General features: G+C 36.4%; 20 protein-coding genes. 6 read left to right on the top strand and 14 right to left on the bottom strand.

Translation table 11 applies throughout. The annotated features are described in order from the left end of the window. The first annotated feature begins 621 nt into the window (after nt 1-621). Nucleotides 622-1365 carry a hypothetical protein gene (locus RBU60_RS04910; protein WP_308863574.1) on the top strand — a complete coding sequence of 248 codons (744 nt, stop codon included), beginning with the start codon at nt 622-624 and terminating at the stop codon, nt 1363-1365. Nucleotides 1366-1601: 236 nt separating this feature from the next. Here RBU60_RS04910 and mnmE read toward each other — a convergent pair whose 3' ends face one another. Next, nucleotides 1602-2999 (bottom strand): tRNA uridine-5-carboxymethylaminomethyl(34) synthesis GTPase MnmE, encoded by a 1398-nt coding sequence (gene mnmE / locus RBU60_RS04905; protein WP_308863573.1) that lies wholly within the window; start codon nt 2997-2999, stop codon nt 1602-1604. A gap of 220 nt (nt 3000-3219) precedes the next feature. On the opposite strand from mnmE, the gene RBU60_RS04900 reads away from it, so the two are divergent. Continuing rightward, a complete protein-coding gene (locus RBU60_RS04900; protein ID WP_308863571.1) occupies nt 3220-3573 on the top strand; it encodes a DUF4870 domain-containing protein in 354 nt (117 codons plus the stop codon). Between the two features lie 3 nt (nt 3574-3576). Here the strand turns inward: RBU60_RS04900 and msrA are convergent, their stop codons facing one another. The 4 genes from msrA to RBU60_RS04880 form a co-directional block, all read right to left on the bottom strand. Further along, nucleotides 3577-4227: a peptide-methionine (S)-S-oxide reductase MsrA gene (gene msrA, locus RBU60_RS04895; protein ID WP_308863570.1), complete on the bottom strand. Its 651-nt coding sequence runs from the start codon at nt 4225-4227 to the stop codon at nt 3577-3579. 3 nt (nt 4228-4230) lie between these two features. Next, nucleotides 4231-4818 (bottom strand): hypothetical protein, encoded by a 588-nt coding sequence (locus RBU60_RS04890; protein ID WP_308863569.1) that lies wholly within the window; start codon nt 4816-4818, stop codon nt 4231-4233. Between the two features lie 119 nt (nt 4819-4937). Then, nucleotides 4938-5717: a zinc ribbon domain-containing protein gene (locus RBU60_RS04885; RefSeq protein ID WP_308863568.1), complete on the bottom strand. Its 780-nt coding sequence runs from the start codon at nt 5715-5717 to the stop codon at nt 4938-4940. Between the two features lie 2 nt (nt 5718-5719). Then, nucleotides 5720-6814, bottom strand: a complete 1095-nt coding sequence (locus RBU60_RS04880; RefSeq protein ID WP_308863567.1) for a Nif3-like dinuclear metal center hexameric protein — start codon at nt 6812-6814, stop codon at nt 5720-5722. Between the two features lie 45 nt (nt 6815-6859). Here RBU60_RS04880 and lpxK point away from each other — a divergent pair, with 45 nt between their 5' ends. Beyond that, a complete protein-coding gene (lpxK, locus tag RBU60_RS04875) occupies nt 6860-7864 on the top strand; it encodes a tetraacyldisaccharide 4'-kinase (protein WP_308863566.1) in 1005 nt (334 codons plus the stop codon). A 73-nt stretch (nt 7865-7937) separates the two neighbouring features. Here lpxK and gap read toward each other — a convergent pair whose 3' ends face one another. The 5 genes from gap to RBU60_RS04850 form a co-directional block, all read right to left on the bottom strand. Next, entirely contained in the window at nt 7938-8939 is a 1002-nt protein-coding gene (gap, locus tag RBU60_RS04870; RefSeq protein ID WP_308863565.1) for a type I glyceraldehyde-3-phosphate dehydrogenase, read from the bottom strand. 14 nt (nt 8940-8953) lie between these two features. Beyond that, nucleotides 8954-9832 carry a lipoyl synthase gene (gene lipA / locus RBU60_RS04865; protein WP_308863564.1) on the bottom strand — a complete coding sequence of 293 codons (879 nt, stop codon included), beginning with the start codon at nt 9830-9832 and terminating at the stop codon, nt 8954-8956. A gap of 214 nt (nt 9833-10046) precedes the next feature. Then, the gene (locus RBU60_RS04860; protein WP_308863563.1) at nt 10047-10625 is read right to left on the bottom strand and encodes an RNA polymerase sigma factor; all 579 of its coding nucleotides are present in this window, start codon (nt 10623-10625) and stop codon (nt 10047-10049) included. Beyond that, the gene (locus RBU60_RS04855) at nt 10594-11574 is read right to left on the bottom strand and encodes a glycosyltransferase (protein ID WP_308863562.1); all 981 of its coding nucleotides are present in this window, start codon (nt 11572-11574) and stop codon (nt 10594-10596) included. Before RBU60_RS04855 ends, RBU60_RS04860 begins: the two co-directional genes overlap by 32 nt. 147 nt (nt 11575-11721) lie before the next feature. After that, nucleotides 11722-11922, bottom strand: coding sequence for a membrane or secreted protein (locus RBU60_RS04850; RefSeq protein WP_308863561.1), 201 nt, complete (start codon nt 11920-11922; stop codon nt 11722-11724). A 153-nt stretch (nt 11923-12075) separates the two neighbouring features. Between RBU60_RS04850 and RBU60_RS04845 the strand changes: the two genes are divergently transcribed. Further along, on the top strand, nt 12076-12708 hold the full coding sequence (locus RBU60_RS04845; RefSeq protein WP_308863560.1) for a fasciclin domain-containing protein: 633 nt from the start codon (nt 12076-12078) through the stop codon (nt 12706-12708). 55 nt (nt 12709-12763) lie between these two features. Here RBU60_RS04845 and murB read toward each other — a convergent pair whose 3' ends face one another. The 3 genes from murB to RBU60_RS04830 form a co-directional block, all read right to left on the bottom strand. After that, nucleotides 12764-13780, bottom strand: a complete 1017-nt coding sequence (gene murB, locus RBU60_RS04840; RefSeq protein WP_308863559.1) for a UDP-N-acetylmuramate dehydrogenase — start codon at nt 13778-13780, stop codon at nt 12764-12766. Further along, entirely contained in the window at nt 13767-14972 is a 1206-nt protein-coding gene (locus RBU60_RS04835) for a pyridoxal phosphate-dependent aminotransferase (protein WP_308863558.1), read from the bottom strand. Before RBU60_RS04835 ends, murB begins: the two co-directional genes overlap by 14 nt. A 102-nt stretch (nt 14973-15074) precedes the next feature. After that, the gene (locus RBU60_RS04830) at nt 15075-15467 is read right to left on the bottom strand and encodes a DUF1573 domain-containing protein (protein ID WP_308863557.1); all 393 of its coding nucleotides are present in this window, start codon (nt 15465-15467) and stop codon (nt 15075-15077) included. Between the two features lie 131 nt (nt 15468-15598). On the opposite strand from RBU60_RS04830, the gene RBU60_RS04825 reads away from it, so the two are divergent. Next, the gene (locus tag RBU60_RS04825; RefSeq protein WP_308863556.1) at nt 15599-18229 is read left to right on the top strand and encodes a valine--tRNA ligase; all 2631 of its coding nucleotides are present in this window, start codon (nt 15599-15601) and stop codon (nt 18227-18229) included. 75 nt (nt 18230-18304) lie between these two features. Beyond that, nucleotides 18305-18607 (top strand): hypothetical protein, encoded by a 303-nt coding sequence (locus RBU60_RS04820; RefSeq protein WP_308863555.1) that lies wholly within the window; start codon nt 18305-18307, stop codon nt 18605-18607. A gap of 75 nt (nt 18608-18682) precedes the next feature. Here the strand turns inward: RBU60_RS04820 and lon are convergent, their stop codons facing one another. Next, nucleotides 18683-21133, bottom strand: a complete 2451-nt coding sequence (gene lon, locus RBU60_RS04815; protein WP_308863554.1) for an endopeptidase La — start codon at nt 21131-21133, stop codon at nt 18683-18685. Nucleotides 21134-21510: the final 377 nt, after the last annotated feature.

Below are 21510 nucleotides of genomic sequence, written 5' to 3'. Positions count from 1 at the left end.
AACCTACTGAAGTGATTGCACCAAGGTTAAAGAAGTAGATATTACACTCAAGGTTTCAAGCACCTTCGAATTAAACTGTTCGGAATTTCCGAACACTTGCTTCTCGCTTCAGTTCATCTTCTTCAAAAACATTGGAAATATGCTTGTAAGCCTACCCAAGTTAAAACCAATACTAAAAATCATCTCGTAAGTATTGTGTATCAACCTCTATAAAAAAACAAGAGTATTCTTTTAAATTTCTTAATATTCTTCATCTGTTGGTATACCCCTCCCCCGACTTCTTTTGACTAATAACGCTTGCACTTCATCTCCTAAAGCTTTGTTTATTTAGGCAGTATGACCTACCTCATAAACAGCAGTGATTAAGACAGTTAGACCATTATTTATTGCAGCTTTAGAATAATTAGTGTATATTCCACCTACATTTGAGGTTAAGGCCGAGTTAAATAATAGCTCTCTCATAGACACGTCGTACCTAAACCATACTGAGTCCACACTCTAACCACAGTGGAACCACATTTTCCACTTAAATCGTGGATATTATTTGTATTAGTTATGACTTGACTGTTGTTTTATTTAGAATTAACTAGGAGTTTCATTACTAAAATACCTATAGATACTATGGCGCAATTAGATAAGCATAATCGATTCATTGGCGGATTGGGAGATTTAGTCTTTAGACAAGTAAATGGGAAAACCATTGTACAAATGAAGCCTGGGAAAAACGGAGTAAAACAAACCAAGCAAACCAAACTATCATCCTCTGATTTTGGAACCGCTTCTAGTACTACCAAATGTCTTTCTATGACTTTACGACGGTTATTTCTCACTTATTACGATCATCAAATGTTTAATCGGTTTCGAAAAACGGTTTACCAAGCTATGCTGAGTAATACCGAAATTCCGAAAGGAAAAAAAGATTTGTGGCAGGGTGAAATCTCTTTGTTGGATGGATTTGAGTTTAACCTTTCTAGTCTATATACCGATTATTGTAGCTTAGGTATACATTGTTCGCTTACACCTACGCAAGAAATAAAACTTGAAACCGAGGTATTTAACCCTAAAACACAATTGAAATGGCCCGAAAAAACACACCGTGCTGAAGTATGTTACCTGATATCTACCTACGCAAAAGATACGTATACCCCTCTTATAGAAGAGGTCTTTAAAATAAATGTCACTCCCTTTTCTTCGCCACTAGCAGCGCAAAGCTTTATTACCCCTTCCCTAGCTTCTAATTGCTTGGTCCTGGTTTCGTCTTGTATATGGTTCTTTAGAGAAGATGCTTTAATAGGAGCTATAGCCACAAACCATAAGGATTTACATCCTGCTAAAATTGAAAAAGCCTTTAGAATACTCTCTTGATTCGGTAAAAAATGGAGAGTTAGGCTATCGCTTTTTCTTTGATTCATTTTTTACAAAACATTCTTAGGCCCCCTCATGCTTAAAAGAAATTAGTCCTTATTTACCTCCCCAAGACTATCCACTTAAAATGCTATAAATGAAAGCGGGTAGATTATTGGAGCTAAAACCCTACCTTGAGATACTTCGACTGCGCTAAGCATAAATAAGATAGGTTTTTTTCAAAAAGCCTATCTTATTTACTTTCCAATGCAGAAATTAGCAAATATATTCCCCAACAAATCATCTGGACTTACCTCGCCAGAGATGCTACCAAAGTGATACAGAGCCTCTCTAATGTCTATGGCTAGCAAATCGCCTGTTAAGCCCATATTTAAGCCTTCTTGTACGTTGTTGATCTCCTGTTGTGCTTTGAGCAAGGCGTCATAATGCCTAGAGTTGGTGACGATGGCATCATTGCTTTTTAAAGCTCCTGTATTTACAAATTGCAATAGCTTTTCTTCCAGCAACTCTACACCTTCTTTTTCTTTGGCAGAAAGCAATAATACTTCGGGTAATGCTTGAGAGAATTCTACTTTTAAACTCTCATCTAAGACATCGGTTTTATTGGCGATGATCAATAGCGGTTTCCCCGGAAATTGATTCTTAATTTTTTCAACTTCAGTTCTAATCTGTTGCAAGCTCAAATTTTCATTCTTTACTTTTTGTGCATCAAATAAATACACCACAATTTGTGCTTGTTCCATTTTCTGGAAGGTTTTTTTTATTCCCAGACCTTCAATTTCATCGTTGGTTTCCCTGATTCCGGCCGTATCTATAAACCGGAAACCTATTCCTCCTATAGAAATCTCATCTTCAATGGTATCTCTCGTCGTTCCTGCAATCGCACTTACAATCGCGCGGTCTTCATTGAGTAGAGAGTTTAAAAGCGTAGATTTTCCTACATTGGGCTCTCCTACAATAGCAACCGGGATTCCGTTTTTAAGCACGTTTCCTACGGCGAAAGAATCGATAAGCCGAGAAAGTGTTTTTTGGATTTTTAAAATAAGGGCTTGAAATTGATCCCGATTGGCAAACTCAACGTCTTCTTCAGAGAAATCGAGCTCCAATTCAATTAAAGAAGCAAAATTAAGCAGCTCTTGGCGTAAATTTTTAATTTCGGTCGCAAAGCCTCCACGCATTTGTTGCATCGCCAATTGATGGCTGGCAGCATTATCACTCGCAATTAAATCGGCTACCGCTTCCGCCTGACTCAGTTCCATTTTTCCGTTAAGGAAAGCACGCAGCGTAAATTCTCCTGCTTGCGCAGCTCTACAGCCTTGCTGAAGTAAAAGGTTGATGATTTCTTGTTGAATAAACGGACTCCCATGGCAAGAGATTTCTACGGTAGGTTCTCCCGTGTAAGAACGGGTTCCTCTAAAAACAGAAACCAAGCTTTCATCTATAATGCGCTGGTCTTTTTTAATGAATCCTAACTGCAAAGTATGTGAAGCTTGATCATTTAAACTCACTTTATTTCTAGCTTCAAAAACAGGTGCTGTAAAATGAATGGCATCTGGACCAGAAACGCGGATGAGTGCAATGGCTCCACTTCCTGGGGCACTCGCTAAGGCTACAATAGTGTCTTCTAAAATCATGCGGCAAAGATAATAAACCTGAAGCAGTTTAAATAAAAAAATACTCGGGACCTATTAAGACTAAAGACCCACCCGTGCCGAAAAGGCACGTTCGGGCTGGCCGCTTCGCAATTAGCAGTTAGCAAAAAAAAACTTGAAAACTAAAGTGAAATCAAGAAAAATTAGTGTAACAATAGATGCTTTTAATCGTCTTACATATAGACCACTAAAATCATCTATTATGGAAATTATAACTGAAAAACGAGAAGACCGTCAGCTTTTAATGCTGACTCACCTAAGTCAATTATTAGATTACATAACCGGGATTGGAGGTCTGATTGTTCCACTAATTATTTGGGCTACCCAAAAAGAGAATGTTCTTGAAATGGATGAACAAGGAAAACAAATTATCAATTTTAGAATTAGTATATTCATATACGCTATTCTTAGCGTTCCTTTAATTTTCTTATTTGGGTTAGGCTTTTTAGTCCTGGCAGTTGTAGGGATTGTCGCTTTTGTATTTCCAATTATCAATGCAATCAAAGCCAATAATGGGGAATCGACATCCTACCCATTAAGCATTAAATTCTTTTAAATTTTATTTTAAAAGCTCAGGAAATTTAGCTTTAAATCGCTCAAATCTTGGATTGGATACATTTCTAATGTAAGAATTATTAGGATTATTTTTCTTATAGTCTTGATGATAGTCTTCGGCTTCCCAAAATTTTTGAAATGGCATCACTTCCGCGGCAATGGGATCTTTATACTCTTTTTGTAAGGCTCCTATTTTAGTCTCTATCACTTCTTTTTGCTTCGCATTTTGATAAAAGATAATAGAACGGTATTGTGAACCTCTATCAGGGCCTTGTCCGTTTTGCTGCGTTACATTTTGAGATCCAAAATACACATCTACCAAGGTCGAAAAACTTACTTGCTTAGGATTGTAAATAATCTCTACCGCTTCTGCATGTCCTGTTCTACCCGTATTGCTATCTTCGTAAGTTGGGTTTTTAGTATGTCCGCCAGCATAGCCAGAAACCGATTCTTTTACTCCTTCAACACTTTCATAAACTGCTTCTACGCACCAAAAACATCCACTTGCAAAATAAGCTTTTTCATAGCCTTGCTCGGTTGTGTTGACCTCCACCGGAGTCGCAGTAGTGAGTTGTTCATTCTTTTTTTCTTGGGCATTGTGATTTTGGCAATTCATCAAGAATACACTTGCAAAAGCCACTATAAATAACTTCATAACTTATTTTCTTTTATAATTTCCTTCTAGGGTTTTCTTTCCTAAAATGGCATAATCAGTTGCTAATTTGTTATCTATGGTAAAACCTTTCCAGTCTAGTTGCATTTGATTGTTGGCCGTAGAAATCTCTGCTACAACGCTATTTTTGTCAAAGTCTGACCAAGGAATTGGATTTTTATCGTCTATATTTCCTTTTCCGTTAAGGTAAATTACTTGAACGAGGTTTTCTTTAAGTACATAATTGACTTGAATATCTATCCCAGATTTTTCATCTAAACAAAGCGTTCTGGTAGCATTAAAGTCGATACTTAAACAATTACAGCTGCAAGCTCCATCGGTGTTAAGTGCGTTGGTTTTAATAAATTCTCCGCTCCATCGGGCAGAAGGCCCAGGGCGATCATTCTCTAATTGAGAAGAAACGTCTTCTCCCTTCACTACCTCCTCTCTCTCAAGGTCCTGATCTTGTATACTAACATTTACTCCTTCTTTTGCAGCTTCCACCCTTTCAAACTCTTCTGAAGAGGATTTTTTATCGTTTTGACAAGCGAATACACTCATCGCGAGTAAACATATGAACATTAATTTTCTCATAGCCTTAAGGTTTTGTTGCTATAAATTTACGAGAAAGAAGAAAAAAGAGTTCTCAATATTATGTTAATAAAAAAAGCCTCTCTGAAAACAGAGAGGCTTTGATATAAAGTATCTACAACTTACATCTTAGAAAATAAAGCTTGCATTTTTAATTTTTCTTCTTCCGCTAATTCTTGATCTACCAAGATTCTTCCACTGTGCTCATCGGTAATTACTTTTTTACGTCCAGCAATTTCCATTTGTATTTGTGGTGGAATAGTAAAGAAAGACCCTCCAGAAGCACCTCTTTCAATCGGCACTACCGCTAATCCATTCTTCACATTATCTCTAATTCTAGTATACGCTTTTACCAAACGCTCTTCGATGTCTTTTTTGAATTCATCAGATTTTTTGATTAGCGCTTTTTCTTCTTTTTCTGTTTCTTCTAAAATCTCGTTCAGTTCACTTTGCTTATGACCTAAGTGAGACTGTCTTTGTTCCATCTTCTCTTTGGTCGTTTCAATCACTTCCTTCTTTTGTTCAATTTGAGCATAGAATTCTTTGATGTGCTTTTCTGCCAACTCAATTTCTAGTTCTTGAAATTCAATTTCTTTAGAGATCGCATTAAACTCACGGTTGTTACGAACGTTCTTTTGCTGCTCCGTATATTTTTTAATTAAGCCGTTAGACTCTTCAATTAAGATTTTCTTTCCCTTAATATCTACATCTACTTTTTCTAGATCTGCACTTAGTTTCTCTAGTCTTTTATTGAGTCCAGCTACTTCATCTTCTAAATCTTCCACTTCTAGAGGTAACTCGCCTCGTACATTTCTAATTTCATCAATACGAGCATCTATTAATTGCAAATCGTATAATGCTCTAAGCTTTTCCTCTACGGTAACCTCTTTTTTCTTTGCCATAATCAACTATATTGAATTGGGTTGGTATTTTTTTGTGATAAAACGATTGCAAAATTAGGGAATTTTTTCGTAAGATAAGAATGTAATAAGTTTTTTGTGTACTGTTCACTTTCATAATGTCCTATATCGGCTAAAAGAATTTTATTTTCAGCCTTAAAAAAATCATGGTATTTTAAGTCGGCAGTGATAAAAACGTCTGCTCCCGCCGCTTTGGCAGCCGAAATTGCAAAGGCTCCACTTCCTCCTAACACCGCAACTTTCTTAATTTCTTTTCCTAGTACATGAGAATGCCTCACAGCTCCCGTTTTAAAAACTTCCTTGATGTGTTTTAAAAAGGTTTTTTCTTCCATTCCACTTTCCAATTCTCCTATCATTCCTATGCCTATATGCTGATTTGTATTCTCTAAACTGGTAAGTTCATAGGCTACTTCTTCATAAGGGTGACTCGCTTTTAAAGCAGCTAAAACCTGATGCTGTACGTGCTTCCCAAAAGTAACATGCAATTGCTTTTCTTCTTCTATTTGCAATTCTCCTTTTTTACCTACTACAGGATTGGCTTCTTCATTAGGCAAAAAGCTGCCTTTTCCTTCCAAAGCAAAGCTGCAATGTTCATAGTTACCAATATTGCCTGCTCCTGCTTTAAATAAGGCCTCTAATACTTTGTCTGCATCTTTTCTAGGTACATAGGTAGTCAGCTTTTTAATCGTGTTGATTTGCGGAATTAAAACCTGCCGATTCGTTAAGTTGAGTTGCTCGCAAATCATATCATTAACGCCTTTAAAGCAATTGTCTAAAGCGGTATGAATGGCATAAATGGCAATATCGTTTTGTATGGCTTTAATCACCACCCGTTCTACGTAAGATTTCCCCGTGAGAGATTTTAAACCTCCAAAGATAATGGGATGAAAAGCAACAATCAGGTTGCAGTTCTTCTCTATGGCTTCGGCTACCGTAACTTCTAGACAATCCAGACTTACCAGAACTCCGCTTACTTCTTGCTGATCATCTCCTACTAAAAGGCCTACGTTATCAAAATCTTCCGCATAAGCGAGCGGCGCTAATTGCTCCAGACTTTGAGTAATCTCTTTTACGTTCATAAAAATTTCTTTAGAAGGTAAATATAAAAATTATACCTTCGTCTTATGCAAATACTAAGAAAATTACTCTTTCCTTTTTCTATTCTTTACGGAATTATTGTAGGCTTACGCAACAAGTTTTTTGATTGGGGAATTTTAGCATCGGCTTCTTACGATTTCCCAGTCATTACGGTAGGGAATTTAAGTATGGGAGGTACGGGAAAATCTCCTATGATTGAATACCTCATAGATTTGCTGAAACCTAACTACCAAGTGGGTACTTTAAGCCGAGGCTACAAAAGAAAAACAAAAGGTTTTTTACTGTTAGACGTTAAGAATGAAGCTAAGGAGGTGGGAGATGAACCTCTTCAATTTAAGCGTAAATTCCCCGAAGTCTTGGTCGCGGTAGATGAAGACAGACAAAACGGAATTAAAGCATTAAGAAGCTTAGAAACCCCTCCTGAAGTGATTCTTTTAGACGATGCTTACCAACATAGAAAGGTAAAAGCGGGGTTTTCTATCTTGCTTACCGCTTACCATGAGCTGTACCCCAAAGACATGATTTTACCCGCAGGAAATTTAAGAGAGCCTGCTTTTGGTGCCAATCGCGCCGATGTGGTTATTGTAACCAAATGTCCTCTAACTATTTCTGAAGAAGAAAAGAACAAAATCAGCAAATCTCTGGCCATTAAAGCACATCAAAAGCTATTTTTTACTGGCATTTATTACGAGGATTATTTTACCAATGGCGTGCAGCAAATCCCTATTCAGTTGATGAAAGAGTTTAATCTCGTTACCGGAATTGCCAAACCAAAACCGCTCGTAAATCATTTAAAAGAAAACGGATTGGACGCGAAGCATTTCTCCTATCCAGATCATCATTTATTTACCGAAAAGGAATTAGAAACCTTAAGAAAAGAATCGCTTTTGGTCACTACCGAAAAAGATTTTATGCGACTAAAAGATTATTTCCCGCCAGAGAAACTGTTTTATCTTCCTATTAAAACAGTGTTTTTAGATGCTAAAGAAGAGTTTGATCAGGAAATTATACGTTTTGCTGGGAAAGTTTAAACTATCAAATCACAGCTTACTTATTGTGAAATGAATTGTGATTTATAAGAATGAGAATTTCAGAAATTAAATTTTAACTCCTCAATGCTAAAATCATGTCAATAATTCTATGACTATACCCATATTCATTATCGTACCAGCCTATTAACTTCACCAAATGTCCGTCGATGACAGAAGTCATTTGAGCGTCAAAAGTACAAGAATAAGGACTTCCTATAATGTCTATCGAGACAATAGGATCTTCTGTATATTCTAACACCCCTTTAAAATGACTTTCCGAAGCAATTTTAAAAAGCTGGTTAATCTCTTCTATAGAAGTTTTATGCTTTACATTTAAAGTCATGTCCGTTAAGGAACCATTAGGCACAGGAACTCGAATTCCGCATCCTCCAATTACCGAGGCTAAATCTGGAAATATTTTTGTCAGTGCTTTTGCTGCTCCCGTGGTGGTAGGAATAATAGATTGCGCTGCCGCACGAGCTCTTCGTAAGTCTCGGTGAGGCTGGTCATGCAAGCTTTGATCTGAAGTATAAGAATGCACGGTTGTAATATACGCTTGCTCAACTTGAAAAGCATCGTGAACCACTTTAAGCATGGGAGCTGCATTATTGGTGGTGCAACTTGCGTTGGAAATTATACGATCGTCTTTCGAAATTAAATGGTCATTAACGCCAAAAACAATTGTTTTTATATCATCGTCTATAGGTGGCACCGAAAGAATAACGTGTTCTACATTATTTTTAAGATGTCTTTCTAACTCTGATCGTTTTTTAAACTTACCGGTAGATTCTATTACGAGCTCTACCTCTTGTGGCCAAGAAATATCTTTAGGCTTTGTGGCATTAAGAAGCTTATAAGCTTTCTTATCTACTAAAATAGTATCGCTTTTATGGCTTACTTCCGCAGGTAAAACTCCGTGAATACTGTCGTATTTAAGCAAGTGCGACAAAGTTTTGGCATCGGCTAAATCATTTATAGCCACGACCTCGATGTTAGGATGCTTCAATAGAATTCTAAAAAGGCCTCTCCCTATTCTTCCAAAACCATTAATCCCGATTTTAATTTTATGCGCCATTTTTTAGTTTAGGCTTAAGTTAAGTGCTTTTGAGCTTTATAAGAAGAACGAACCAAGGCGCCGCTTTCTACGTGTCTAAAGCCTAACTCTAAACCAATTTCTTCATATTTTTTAAATTGATCTGGAGTGATAAACTGCTGTACCGGTAAATGTTTTTTACTAGGCTGAAGGTATTGTCCTATGGTAACAATATCTAAACCTACACTTCTCAAATCTTTAAGCGTTTGGATTACTTCCTCTTCTCGCTCCCCAAGACCCAACATAATCCCCGACTTGGTTCTTTCTATTCCTTGGTCTTTTAAATACTTTAATACGGCTAAGCTTCTATCGTATTTCGCTTGTATACGTACTTCTCTAGTAAGACGTTTTACCGTTTCCATATTATGTGAAACCACTTCTGGCTTGACCGCAATAATGCGATCTATATTTTTTTCTACTCCTTGAAAATCTGGAATAAGAGTTTCTAAGGTCGTATTAGGGTTCATTCTTCGAATAGCCTTTACGGTTTCTTGCCAAATGATAGAACCCATATCTTTTAAATCGTCTCGATCTACACTGGTCACCACTGCATGTTTAATTTCCATCAACTTAATGGAGCGCGCCACTTTTTCGGGCTCATCCCAATCAACGTTTTCTGGACGACCGGTTTTAACTCCGCAAAATCCGCAACTACGCGTACACACATTTCCTAAAATCATAAAGGTAGCCGTACCCTCACTCCAACATTCGCCCATATTAGGACAACTTCCCGAAGTACAAATGGTATGTAAGTCATACTTATCTACCAATTTTCTAAGGTTGGTATACTTTTTACCAGTAGGCAATTTTACACGTAACCATTTAGGTTTTGGCGTTCGTTTTGTGTTCTCTTTTACTAGAGTTTCAACAGACATAGATGTAAATTTATACCACAAAGATAAAGAAATTTGAATCTAAAAGAAATGTAAATCGCTTCTTATTGATTGCTTTTTAAGAATCAAGAACCTCGCGGCAAGTCTGCCTTTGTCGTTAGACAGGCTCACAAGGTATGAATAGGAAAATATTTTAAAATTCTAGGCGGTCTCGAGCAATAAAACCCTCTGGAAGGGTTTAAACCACCGGGAAGCTTTATTCGCGTTCTTGAATGCTTTCTGCCAATAATTTTTTAGCGCGCAAAAGCCTCACTTTGATGTTATTAATAGGCTCGTCTAGAGCTTCAGCAATTTCTTTGTAGGACATCTCTTCAAAAAAACGATAGCGTATCACTTCTTGATAATGAGGTTTTAGTTGTTTGATATGAAACAGTAAGCTGATTAAATTTTGCTCGGTAATTAATTGATCTTCTACGGAAGGAGTCTCATCTACGATATTCTTTTCAAGTGACTTGTCTACGCGCATAGTAGGTAGTGACTTCACTCTTTTAGAATCGATATGAATGTTTTTTGAAATGGTGATCAACCAAGTTTTAAACTTATACTCTTCATTATAAGTGGCAATTTTATCAAACGCCCGACTAAAGGTTTGTATGGTAATTTCTTCTGCCTCGTACTCATTATTGGTTTTCTTTAGCTGAAACCTATATACATCGTTCCAAAAAAAGTCTAATAAAAAGAGGAAAGAAATTTGATTCCCGACTTTAGCTTTAGCGATATGTTCTTCGATTTCTGTCAAATGATTACTTCCAATGTATGGGTTTTGAGATGGCATTATGGACAAAGACACTTAATTGTGTCCCAAGCAACACTATTTCTTGTACAGGCAAAAGCCACAATAGACCTTTTTCATTTAAAGTCTTTGTTGCTTTTCCTATCACTACATACTGAAGAATAATTTTAAAAAGAACAAGTGCTGCAACCCAATATATAAAACTAAAATCAGCAATTAATATTACTGCTCCCAGAAACCAAAATAAAATCTGACTTGTAAAATAAAGACCTAAAAGAAATCTATCCTTAGATTTATAGTTTTTCGCAGTAGCAATTTGACTTCTTTTTTCTAGGTACCACTCCTTCCAATTCGTTGTAGGCTCAGTCTTCGTAAAACCTTCTTTCTCTAATACCAAAGCTACATTTTTTGAGTTAGCTGCTGCGTTTACAAATAAATCATCGGCTCCTGATAAAATATCCATATGAGGCACAAAGCCGTTGTGCTTATAAAAAAGTGAAGTGGTATACGCCAAATTTCTCCCTACGCCCATATAAGCAGAACCCCAATAGGCATAAGAAAAATACTGAGTAGCTGTTAGCAAACTATCGTAGCGTATCATTTTATTGAGAAAAGAGTTCTTTATGGTGTCATAAGTACCGTAGCCCAACACCAATTCTTTGGTGACACTAAACTGAGAAGCCATTAGTGATAACCACTCGTTGGTTTCTGGCTTACAATCGACTTGAGTGAAAATTAAATGAGAATGAATAGCTTTTTTTATTCCTAAGGTAAGTGCATACTTCTTGTTCCCCCAAAAGCGTTCATTATTTTGAACATTAACAATTTTAACTCTAGCATCTTTTTTCTGAAACTCTTCCATCACTTCTAAAGTCTCATCAGAGGAAGTATCGTTTACTAAAATAAGCTCAAAATTAGGATAGGATTGGTTTAAAAATAAAGGTAGATTTTCCCTTAAAGACGAAGCTTCGTTCTTTGCACAGATAACCAAAGAAACGGGGATACAATTTTGATTTGGCTCAGTAACTTTTTTCTTTTTGGAGAACAAAAAGATTCCGAAGAAAAAAAAATATAAAAAGTTAATCGCTGCAATGCACAGAAAGGCAATGAATAGAATTTGCAACATTAATCTTTATACTTATGAGTTTTCTTCTTTACCACATTCGGCTTCATCTGGCATTTTACCACAAAAACCACAAGGCTCTCCTCCTTTATTAAGGAAAGGACTTTGGCTGGCACAAGTTCCTGCGAACTCTCCATCTTTTTTTGCCCAAATTTTAATAGCAATTCCCGCGAAGGCGATTGCCAACAATACGATTGTTAATATAAGTAATTTCATACTACAAAAATACAACATTACGAGCTCAAAGAAAAGCTCTTCATTTATTTAATAAAAAATTTACACTATTTAACTAAAGTTTAGGGGATTAAAAAATATACATACTTGTTAAACATATACCTTAGCTCCATATTCAACTAAAAAATCATAATTATGAAATTGAACAAATTAGTACTATTAGCTTTAATGTCTATTTTTACTTTTACTTCTTGTCAAGACGAGAAAAAGGAGAATAAGAAGGACATGGATGAAGTTGAAATGGATGATACTATGGATGCAGACGACATGAACAATGACGATGCAACTACAGATGCAGACAAGGAAACTGAAACCACCGAAATGAATTTATCGCAAGTCACGATGAATTCTGAAAAACACACCACTCTAGTATCTGCTCTACAAGGGGCCGGAATGGTTGCTAAATTAGAGTCTGAAGGACCTTTTACTGTTTTGGCTCCAACCAACGATGCTTTTAATAAGCTTCCTAAAGGAAGCGTTGAAGGTTTAATGAAACCAGATAATAAGGAAAAATTAGAAGATGTATTAAGTTACCATATTATTCCTGGTGCTGTAGATTCTTCAAAATTGATGGATTTGATCAAATCTAGCGAAAACAACAAATATACTTTGGTAACAGCCAATGACGGCAAAATAGATGCTACCATCGAAGATGGAAAAGTAGTACTAACCGATGCCAAAGGAAACAAAGCACACATTACTGGTGCAGATATGAAAGGATCTAATGGGTACGTACATTCTATTGATGCGGTATTGATGAGAAAATAATTAGTAAGCTACGAAAGATAAAAGCAGGTTTTGAAAATTCAAAACCTGCTTTTTTTTATTTAATTACATTAACTTCCATCTCTAGATGAATATCAAAAACATCCCAAATCTTCTTTTGTATTTCTTGAGCAAGCCTGTAAATATCTTCTCCCGTTGCTTTACCATAATTTACAAGTACTAAAGCTTGATTTTTATGTACACCAGCATCTTCTCTTCTACACCCCTTAAACCCCGTCTTTTCTATTAACCAACCCGCAGGAATTTTTATTTCATTTGTTGAAACAGGATAGGAAGGCATCTCCGGAAATTTCTCCACTAGCTTATCAAAAGCAAGCTTAGGAATAATAGGATTTTTAAAGAAACTTCCGCTGTTCCCTAATTCTTTGGGGTTAGGAAGTTTGGATTGTCGAATAGCAATCACCGCATCAGAAACATCTTCAATACTTGGGTTATCAACGTTTTCTTTTTCCAATTCAGCTAAAATAGCACCATAACCGGTATGTAATTGGTGCTGTTTTTTTGTTAACCGGAATAAGACACTCGTAATAATAAACTTATCTTTATTCTCATTCTTGAAAGTAGAGTTTCGATACCCAAAATGACACTCCTCCTTAGTAAAGATTTTGGTTTGTAAAGTTTGCTTATGGATTGCCTCACAACTCACAAAAGAATCTTTGAGTTCTACCCCATAAGCCCCTATATTTTGAATAGGACTCGTCCCTACATTCCCAGGAATTAAAGATAGGTTTTCTAAACCTCCAAAATTATGAGCAATACACCAACGTACAAACTCATGCCAGTTTTCACCAGCCTGAGCGCGTACGTAGGCATAATTTTCATCTTCCCGCTCTAGGACTCTCCCCTTTAGGTTGATATGTAGAATCGTTTGATCGATGTTTTTTAAAAGTAAAATATTGCTTCCTCCACCCAAAACAAATAGTTCATGAGCATAGACTTGCTGAAGAACTTCCTTGAGTTCCTCTACACTACTCACCGAAACAAATGCCTTGGCAGAAACATCAATACCAAACGTATTGTAATCTTTTAAAGAAAAATTTTTATGATGCTCCATCAAGCTTATTGTACGTTGTCAACGCAGATTTTAATATATCTATGGCTTCCAAAAGGTGTTCTTTTTCTAAAACGTAAGCGATTCTCACCTGGTTCATTCCCGTTTTTGGAGTAGAATAAAAACCTTCAGCCGGAGCTACCATGACCGTTTTACCGTCTTTATCGTAACTCTCTAACAACCATTTTGCAAAATGATCGGCATCAGCAATAGGTAATTCTGCGATACAATAAAAAGCTCCGTTTGGTTTCGCTACTTTCACTCCGTCGATAGCTCTTAATCCTTCAATCAAGGTATCTCTACGATCTACATATTCCTCAATCACATCATCAAAATAAGATTGCGGCGTATCTAAAGCAGCTTCACTGGCAATTTGAGCAAAGGTTGGCGGACTTAATCTTGCTTGCGCAAATTTCATCGCGGTAGCAATCAACTCCTTGTTTTTAGAGACCATACAGCCTATTCTAGCGCCACACATGCTATAACGTTTAGAAACAGAATCGATCATAATCGCGTTCTCCTCTAAACCTTCTTGGTTCATCACCGAGTGGTGTTTTAAACCTTCGTAAGCAAATTCTCTATACACTTCATCGGCCATTAAAAATAAATCATACTTTTTCGCTAAAGCAGAAAGCTGATCCATCTCCTCTTTGGTATACAAGTAACCTGTAGGATTTCCTGGGTTACAAATAATAATCGCTTTAGTTCTATCGGTAATTAATTTCTCAAATTCAGATACTGGAGGTAAGGCGAAACCATCCTCAAATTTTGCTTGTACCGGAAGCACTTTTACTCCCGCAGAAGTAGCAAATCCGTTATAATTAGCATAAAAAGGTTCTGGAATAATAACTTCATCCCCAGGATCGGTTACACTTCCCATAGCAAATAATAAAGCTTCAGAACCACCTGTAGTGATAATGATATCTTCCACCTCTATAGGCAATCCTATATTTTGATAATACTTGGCAAGTTTTTCTCGATAGCTTAAGAAACCTGCAGAGTGACTGTAAGAAACGATTTCTAAATCATTATTCTTAACGGCATCTAAAGCTACTTGTGGGGTTTTAATATCGGGCTGGCCAATATTCAGGTAAAATATTTCTTTTCCTTTTTTGGCAGCTTCATCAGCATAAGGAACTAATTTTCTAATCGGAGATTCTGGCATCGCCAGACCTTTGGAAGATATTGAAGGCATAATTATATTTTTACGCAAATTTGCAAAAAATAAAAGAAATTCCTTCACGATTGGATATAAAAAAAGCCCTTTAAAAAAGGGCTTTCAAAATTTTTGTCTCGTTTATTTCTCTAAGACGCTCTTTGTATCTTTTTTGTTGATATATCCTTTAATCTTTAAAGGAATTTGAGAGCTCTCCACATTCGCATAAACGGTAATGGTCTTTCTAATTGGCCCTGGTCTTTTGGTGTCATATTTTACTTTAATCACACCTGTTTTTCCTGGAGCAATAGGATCTTTTGGCTTTTCTGGTACTGTACAGCCACACGTAGACTTCACATCACTAATAACTAAAGGCTCATCACCTACATTAGTAAATGTAAAAGATCTAACGCCATCACTTCCGTATTCAATAGTACCGTAATCTACAGTTTCTTGATCAAATTTAATCTCTGCTTGGGCACTAACGGCCATGGAAGTAAAGAGTGCAATTGCACATACAATAAGATTTTTCATAATTTTTAAATTTACGGCCAAATTAAAAGATATTTTCAATTAAACCAAATAATAATATTAACAAATTATAATCTTTTAAAATAGTGTTTATATAAGTACTTTTGTATTCTTAATTCAAAAATTAGACCAAAATGGCTTTTGCTGCTACCTATAACGCTAAAGAAACGGAAGATAAATGGTATTCGTACTGGATGGAAAACGATTATTTCCATTCAGAAGTAAACGAAAAAGAACCTTATACCATTGTAATTCCTCCTCCTAACGTTACAGGAGTCCTGCATATGGGCCATATGCTTAATAATACCATACAAGATGTTCTCATTCGTAGAGCTAGACTAAAAGGTTACAATGCATGTTGGGTACCGGGTACAGATCACGCTTCTATTGCTACCGAAGCTAAAGTAGTGAACAAGCTAAAAGAAGAAGGAATTAATAAAAATGATCTCAGCAGAGAAGAGTTTTTAGATCACGCTTGGGAATGGACTCATAAACACGGAGGTATTATTCTTGAGCAATTAAAAAAGCTAGGCGCTTCTTGTGACTGGGAACGTACCAAATTTACCATGGATGAGGATTTATCTAAATCGGTGATTAAAGTTTTTGTAGACCTTCACCAAAAAGGACACGTATATCGCGGGTATAGAATGGTGAACTGGGATCCGAAAGCCAAAACGACCCTAAGTGATGAGGAAGTAATTCACGTAGAAAAAGAAGGAAAACTCTATTTCTTAAATTACGCGATTGAAGGTAGTGATGACGTATTAAGCATTGCTACCACCAGACCCGAAACCATTTTTGGAGATACTGCCATTTGTATTAATCCAAATGACGAGCGTTTTACCCACCTAAAAGGCAAAAAAGCCATTGTTCCTCTTTGCAACCGTGTGATTCCTATCATAGAAGACGAGTATGTAGATCTAGAATTTGGTACCGGTTGTCTAAAAGTAACTCCGGCACACGATGAAAATGATAAGAATTTAGGAGATAAGCATCAATTAGAAGTGATTGATATTTTTAATGATGACGCCAGCCTAAATAGCTACGGCTTACATTATGAAGGTAAAGATCGGTTTGATGCTCGTAGAGATATTGTAAAGGAATTGGAAACACTTCAGGTGTTAACCAAAACCGAAACCCATATTAATAAAGTAGGAACTAGCGAACGTACCGGCGCGGTTATTGAACCTAAGTTGAGCGATCAATGGTTCTTAAAGATGAAAGAATTGGCGCAACCAGCCTTAGACGCGGTCTTAGATAAAGAGGTAGCTCTTGTTCCTGAAAAATTTATCAACACCTATCGCCATTGGATGGAAAATGTTCGGGATTGGAATATTTCTCGTCAGTTATGGTGGGGACACCAAATTCCGGCCTACTACTACGGAGACGGGAAAGAAGATTATGTGGTGGCTGAAAGCAAAGAAGAAGCTTTAAGTCTAGCCAAATCAAAAACCAATAATGACAATCTAAGCCTAGCCGATTTAACTCAGGATGAAGATGCCTTAGATACTTGGTTCTCTTCTTGGTTATGGCCTATGAGTGTTTTTAACGGGATCTTAGAGCCCGATAATACGGAAATTAATTACTACTACCCTACCAATGATTTAGTAACGGCACCAGAAATTTTATTTTTCTGGGTAGCCAGAATGATCATCGCAGGATACGAATATCGCGGAGAAAAACCATTTAACAGCGTTTATCTTACTGGAATTGTAAGAGACAAGCAACGCCGTAAAATGAGTAAATCTTTAGGAAACTCTCCAGATCCTTTAATGTTGATTGATAAATACGGAGCCGACGGAATAAGAGTAGGAATGCTACTTTCTTCGCCTGCAGGAAACGATTTGATGTTTGAAGAGGATCTATGTAAACAAGGAAGCGGGTTTGTAAATAAAATCTTTAATGCTTCCCGACTTATTCTTAACTGGGAAGTAGATCAAGACAAACCACAACCAGCATACTGCAAAACTGCTACCGCTTGGTATCAAGCTAAGTTCCAAAAAGCTTTGGCCGAACTGGAGGACCATTATAACAAATATAGAATTAGCGATGCCCTAATGACCACCTATAAATTGGTGTGGGATGATTTTTGTTCTTGGTTTTTAGAAATGATCAAACCTCCTTTTGGAGAAAAAATAGATGCTACTACCTACCAAAGTGCTGTGACGCTTTTAGAAGATAACCTAAAGATTTTACACCCTTTCGTTCCTTTTATTTCTGAAGAGATTTGGCAAAATATAAGCGAGAGGAATAAAGAAGAAGCCTTGATCATTGCAGCATGGCCCAAGCAAACTTGGGCAGATGAAGCTTTTATTAAAGATTTCGAAACGGTAAAAGAAATCATTTCTGGGGTTCGAACCATCAGAAAAGAAAAAAATATCTCTTTTAAAGATAGCATTCAAATGAGTGTGATCAATAATGAAAAACTAAGCACTTCTTATGATAGCATCATCGCTAAATTAGGAAATATAGAGGAGATCACTTACGTGGAAGAGCAACTAGCAAATAGTATGTCTTACCGTGTAAAATCAAATGAGTATTTCATTCCTATGATAGGAGCTATTGATGTAGAAGAGGAAATTAAGAAACTCACCGAGGAATTAAATTACCAACAAGGTTTCTTAAAATCTGTAACGAAAAAACTCTCTAATGAACGCTTTGTAGACAACGCACCAGAGAAAGTAGTGGCTATAGAAAAACAAAAGCAAGCAGATGCCGAAGCAAAAATTGAAGCCATCAACCAAAGCCTAAAAAGTTTAAAATAACTCTTATAGAAAACTTAAAATCTTTTATAAGTCAGTTTATTCACGTAGTTTTGGATAAACCAAAATTATTATATTATGAAAAAAGTAGTAAGAACTCTAGCTGTAGCTGCAATCTTAAGTGTATCTCTTACAAGTTGTAGAGATGAGAATAAGGAGACTAAAACCTTAGAAGGTGTGGAAGTAAGCAAAGACGCTGATATAGATGTTAGCGACGATGGTGAAAAAATAAAAATTGAAGACGGTGAAACCGAAGTTAAAATCAAAAAAGATGAAGACGGAAACATCGAGAAAAAGAAAATTGAGACCGAAAACTCAAAGTATAAGGTAAAGAAGGAAGACGGAGAAGTAACCAAAGAGAAAATGAAAGTAGATAAATAAGCTTCCATTTTACTAAAAAAAGCAAAACCCCAAGAATTATCTTGGGGTTTTATTTTTGCGTTAAAAAGAAGAAGGTTACAGTTTTTTAGCGTTGCTCACTTTTTGCTTGGTAAGTCCTTTTTCCAACACATCTTTCATATCTGAAACATAATGGAAAGTCAAACCTTTCAAGTAATCTTCTTTAATTTCTTCAATATCTCTTTTATTCTCTTCACAAAGAATGATTTCTTTGATATGCGCGCGTTTGGCAGCAAGTATTTTTTCCTTGATTCCGCCTACAGGCAATACCTTCCCACGGAGTGTAATTTCACCCGTCATTGCCAAGCTTTTCTTCACTTTACGTTGCGTAAATAAAGACACTAAAGAGGTCAGCATCGTTATACCAGCACTAGGTCCATCTTTTGGGGTAGCTCCTTCTGGTACGTGAATATGAACATTATACTTACTAAAAACATCGGGATCAATTCCAAACTCTTCCGCATTAGATTTAATGTATTCCATTGCTATCGTAGCCGACTCTTTCATCACCTTCCCTAAATTTCCGGTCACATTAAGATTTCCTTTTCCTTTAGAAAGAATAGATTCAATAAATAAAATATCACCTCCTACTCGTGTCCAAGCAAGACCCGTTACCACACCAGCAACTTCGTTATTTTCGTATTTATTTCTTTCTAATCGCGCAGGACCAAGAATCGCTACAATATCCTCATTGCTTATTTTTATATTATATTCTTCTTCTAACGCTATACTCTTAGCAACATAACGCACCACTTTTGCAATTTGCTTTTCTAACCCACGAACTCCAGATTCTCTAGTATAACCTTCAACTACTTTAGTTAGTTGAGATTTCCCCAATTTAATTTGAGCAGGTTTTAGTCCGTGTTCTGTAATTTGTTTAGGTAATAAATGACGTTTAGCGATTTCTACTTTTTCTTCAATAGTATAACCCGTCATGTTAATAATTTCCATTCTATCTCTAAGTGCAGGTTGAATGGTGTTCAAGCTATTTGCCGTAGCAACAAACATTACTTTAGAAAGATCAAATCCCATTTCTAGGAAATTATCATGAAACTCAGAGTTTTGCTCTGGATCCAATACTTCTAACAACGCCGAAGAGGGATCTCCCTGATGGCTATTGCTTAATTTATCGATTTCATCCAATACAAAAACCGGATTACTTGTTCCTGCCTTTTTTAAACTCTGAATAATTCGTCCCGGCATAGCACCAATATAGGTCTTACGGTGACCTCGTATTTCGGCTTCGTCTCTAAGTCCACCTAACGAAATACGAACATACTCTCTTCCTAAAGCTTCCGCAATAGATTTTCCCAAAGAAGTTTTCCCTACTCCTGGAGGTCCGTAAAAACAAAGAATAGGCGATTTCATATCATTACGCAACTTGAGTACAGCAAGGTATTCTATAATTCTACGCTTTACTTCCTCCAGCCCATAATGATCTCTATCTAATATCTTCTGAGCCCTTTTTAGATCGAATTTATCCTTACTGAATTTGTCCCAAGGCAATTCTAAAAATAAATCTAAGTAATTACGCTGAATAGAGTATTCAGCCACTTGAGGATTCATGCGTTGCATTTTTTTAAGTTCCTTATCAAAATGTTCCGCAATCTTCGTGTTCCATTTTTTCTTCTTCGCAAGCTGACGCATTTCTTCTATTTCCGTTTCCGCAGAAACCCCTCCAAGTTCTTCTTGGATAGTTTTCATTTGCTGATGAAGAAAATAGTCCCGCTGCTGCTGACTCATATCACTTTGCACCTTCGATTGAATATCGTTTCTAAGCTCTAGCTTTTGAAACTCGGTATTCATAAATTTTAAGGTAGACAAGGCTCTATTTCTCAAATCGGTCATTTCTAATAATTCTTGCTTTTCCTTAACGGAAAGACTCATATTAGAGGAAACAAAATTGATTAAAAAGGAAGGACTCTCTATATTCTTAATGGCAAAAGATGCTTCTGAAGGAATAGAAGGACTGTCCTTAATAATTTGTAGGGACAAGTCTTTAATAGATTCCACAATCGCACCAAACTCTTCATTATCCTTAGCTGGTTTCTCTTCTTTAATGGAAGAAATTCTAGCTTTTAAATAAGGCTCCTCCTGAAGAATCTCTTCGATCTGAAATCTCTTTTTCCCTTGAATGATCACGGTAGTATTCCCATCGGGCATTTTAAGAACTCTTAAAATTTTGGCTACAACACCAACTTTATTAATGTCTTTAGCTTCAGGATTCTCTACTTCGCCATCCTTTTGAGAAACTACTCCTATTGTTTTGTTACCGTTATTGGCATCATTAATTAGAGTAATAGACTTATCTCTTCCCGCAGTGATTGGAATCACTACTCCCGGAAAAAGAACCGTATTTTTTAAAGGAAGTATGGCTAATTCTTGAGGCAAGTCCTCGCGATCAATTTCTTCTTCATCTTCTGGTGTCATTAACGGAATTAATTCCGCATCTTCATTGATATCTTGCAGTGACAAATTGTCCATACTAAATATATTTGATTTTCCCATGTTTTATGTTTGGTCAAACTGTCAGTAAAAGACAGCCTTCTATTTATAATTTTAATCCTTATTTACTTTTAGGTACGTATACTCATACGAAAAGTATATAGGACAATTCCTATGCCAATAAAAGAAATGCTTCCAATTGTTTCCAATTTAGTTTTTAGATTAAGCGAAGCCTCAAAACTAAATTGAAATTGAGAAACTGAACAGGTTAATTTCGGAAAACTATTCCATAACGGAGTGATTAGGTAATGTAAAGTTAGTATCGATATTAAACTGAAAAGAAATCTTGCCTATAGAAATCTTGGCTCAACACAAAAAGTTGTGGAGTAACTAAAAATTAGGGAACTTTGAAATAAAGATTTCTATGTCCTCAGATTCAT

It is taken from the genome of Mesonia profundi, assembly GCF_031085155.1.
Taxonomy (GTDB): Bacteria; Bacteroidota; Bacteroidia; order Flavobacteriales; family Flavobacteriaceae; genus Mesonia; species Mesonia profundi.
Note: the sequence above shows the minus strand (reverse complement) of the source record. Positions and strands in the feature narration are given on the sequence as shown.

Excerpts from the sequence above, each read along its gene's own strand:
- RBU60_RS04830 (WP_308863557.1), bottom strand. The coding sequence starts at position 15,467 with ATGAAAAATCTTATTGTATGTGCAATTGCACTCTTTACTTCCATGGCC.
- lpxK (WP_308863566.1), top strand. The coding sequence starts at position 6,860 with ATGCAAATACTAAGAAAATTACTCTTTCCTTTTTCTATTCTTTACGGA.
- gap (WP_308863565.1), bottom strand. The coding sequence starts at position 8,939 with ATGGCGCATAAAATTAAAATCGGGATTAATGGTTTTGGAAGAATAGGG.
- murB (WP_308863559.1), bottom strand. The coding sequence starts at position 13,780 with ATGGAGCATCATAAAAATTTTTCTTTAAAAGATTACAATACGTTTGGT.
- RBU60_RS04850 (WP_308863561.1), bottom strand. The coding sequence starts at position 11,922 with ATGAAATTACTTATATTAACAATCGTATTGTTGGCAATCGCCTTCGCG.
- RBU60_RS04890 (WP_308863569.1), bottom strand. The coding sequence starts at position 4,818 with ATGAGAAAATTAATGTTCATATGTTTACTCGCGATGAGTGTATTCGCT.
- RBU60_RS04835 (WP_308863558.1), bottom strand. The coding sequence starts at position 14,972 with ATGCCTTCAATATCTTCCAAAGGTCTGGCGATGCCAGAATCTCCGATT.
- RBU60_RS04845 (WP_308863560.1), top strand. The coding sequence starts at position 12,076 with ATGAAATTGAACAAATTAGTACTATTAGCTTTAATGTCTATTTTTACT.
- RBU60_RS04820 (WP_308863555.1), top strand. The coding sequence starts at position 18,305 with ATGAAAAAAGTAGTAAGAACTCTAGCTGTAGCTGCAATCTTAAGTGTA.
- RBU60_RS04910 (WP_308863574.1), top strand. The coding sequence starts at position 622 with ATGGCGCAATTAGATAAGCATAATCGATTCATTGGCGGATTGGGAGAT.
- lon (WP_308863554.1), bottom strand. The coding sequence starts at position 21,133 with ATGGGAAAATCAAATATATTTAGTATGGACAATTTGTCACTGCAAGAT.
- lipA (WP_308863564.1), bottom strand. The coding sequence starts at position 9,832 with ATGTCTGTTGAAACTCTAGTAAAAGAGAACACAAAACGAACGCCAAAA.
- RBU60_RS04825 (WP_308863556.1), top strand. The coding sequence starts at position 15,599 with ATGGCTTTTGCTGCTACCTATAACGCTAAAGAAACGGAAGATAAATGG.
- RBU60_RS04860 (WP_308863563.1), bottom strand. The coding sequence starts at position 10,625 with ATGCCATCTCAAAACCCATACATTGGAAGTAATCATTTGACAGAAATC.
- RBU60_RS04900 (WP_308863571.1), top strand. The coding sequence starts at position 3,220 with ATGGAAATTATAACTGAAAAACGAGAAGACCGTCAGCTTTTAATGCTG.
- RBU60_RS04880 (WP_308863567.1), bottom strand. The coding sequence starts at position 6,814 with ATGAACGTAAAAGAGATTACTCAAAGTCTGGAGCAATTAGCGCCGCTC.
- msrA (WP_308863570.1), bottom strand. The coding sequence starts at position 4,227 with ATGAAGTTATTTATAGTGGCTTTTGCAAGTGTATTCTTGATGAATTGC.
- RBU60_RS04885 (WP_308863568.1), bottom strand. The coding sequence starts at position 5,717 with ATGGCAAAGAAAAAAGAGGTTACCGTAGAGGAAAAGCTTAGAGCATTA.
- mnmE (WP_308863573.1), bottom strand. The coding sequence starts at position 2,999 with ATGATTTTAGAAGACACTATTGTAGCCTTAGCGAGTGCCCCAGGAAGT.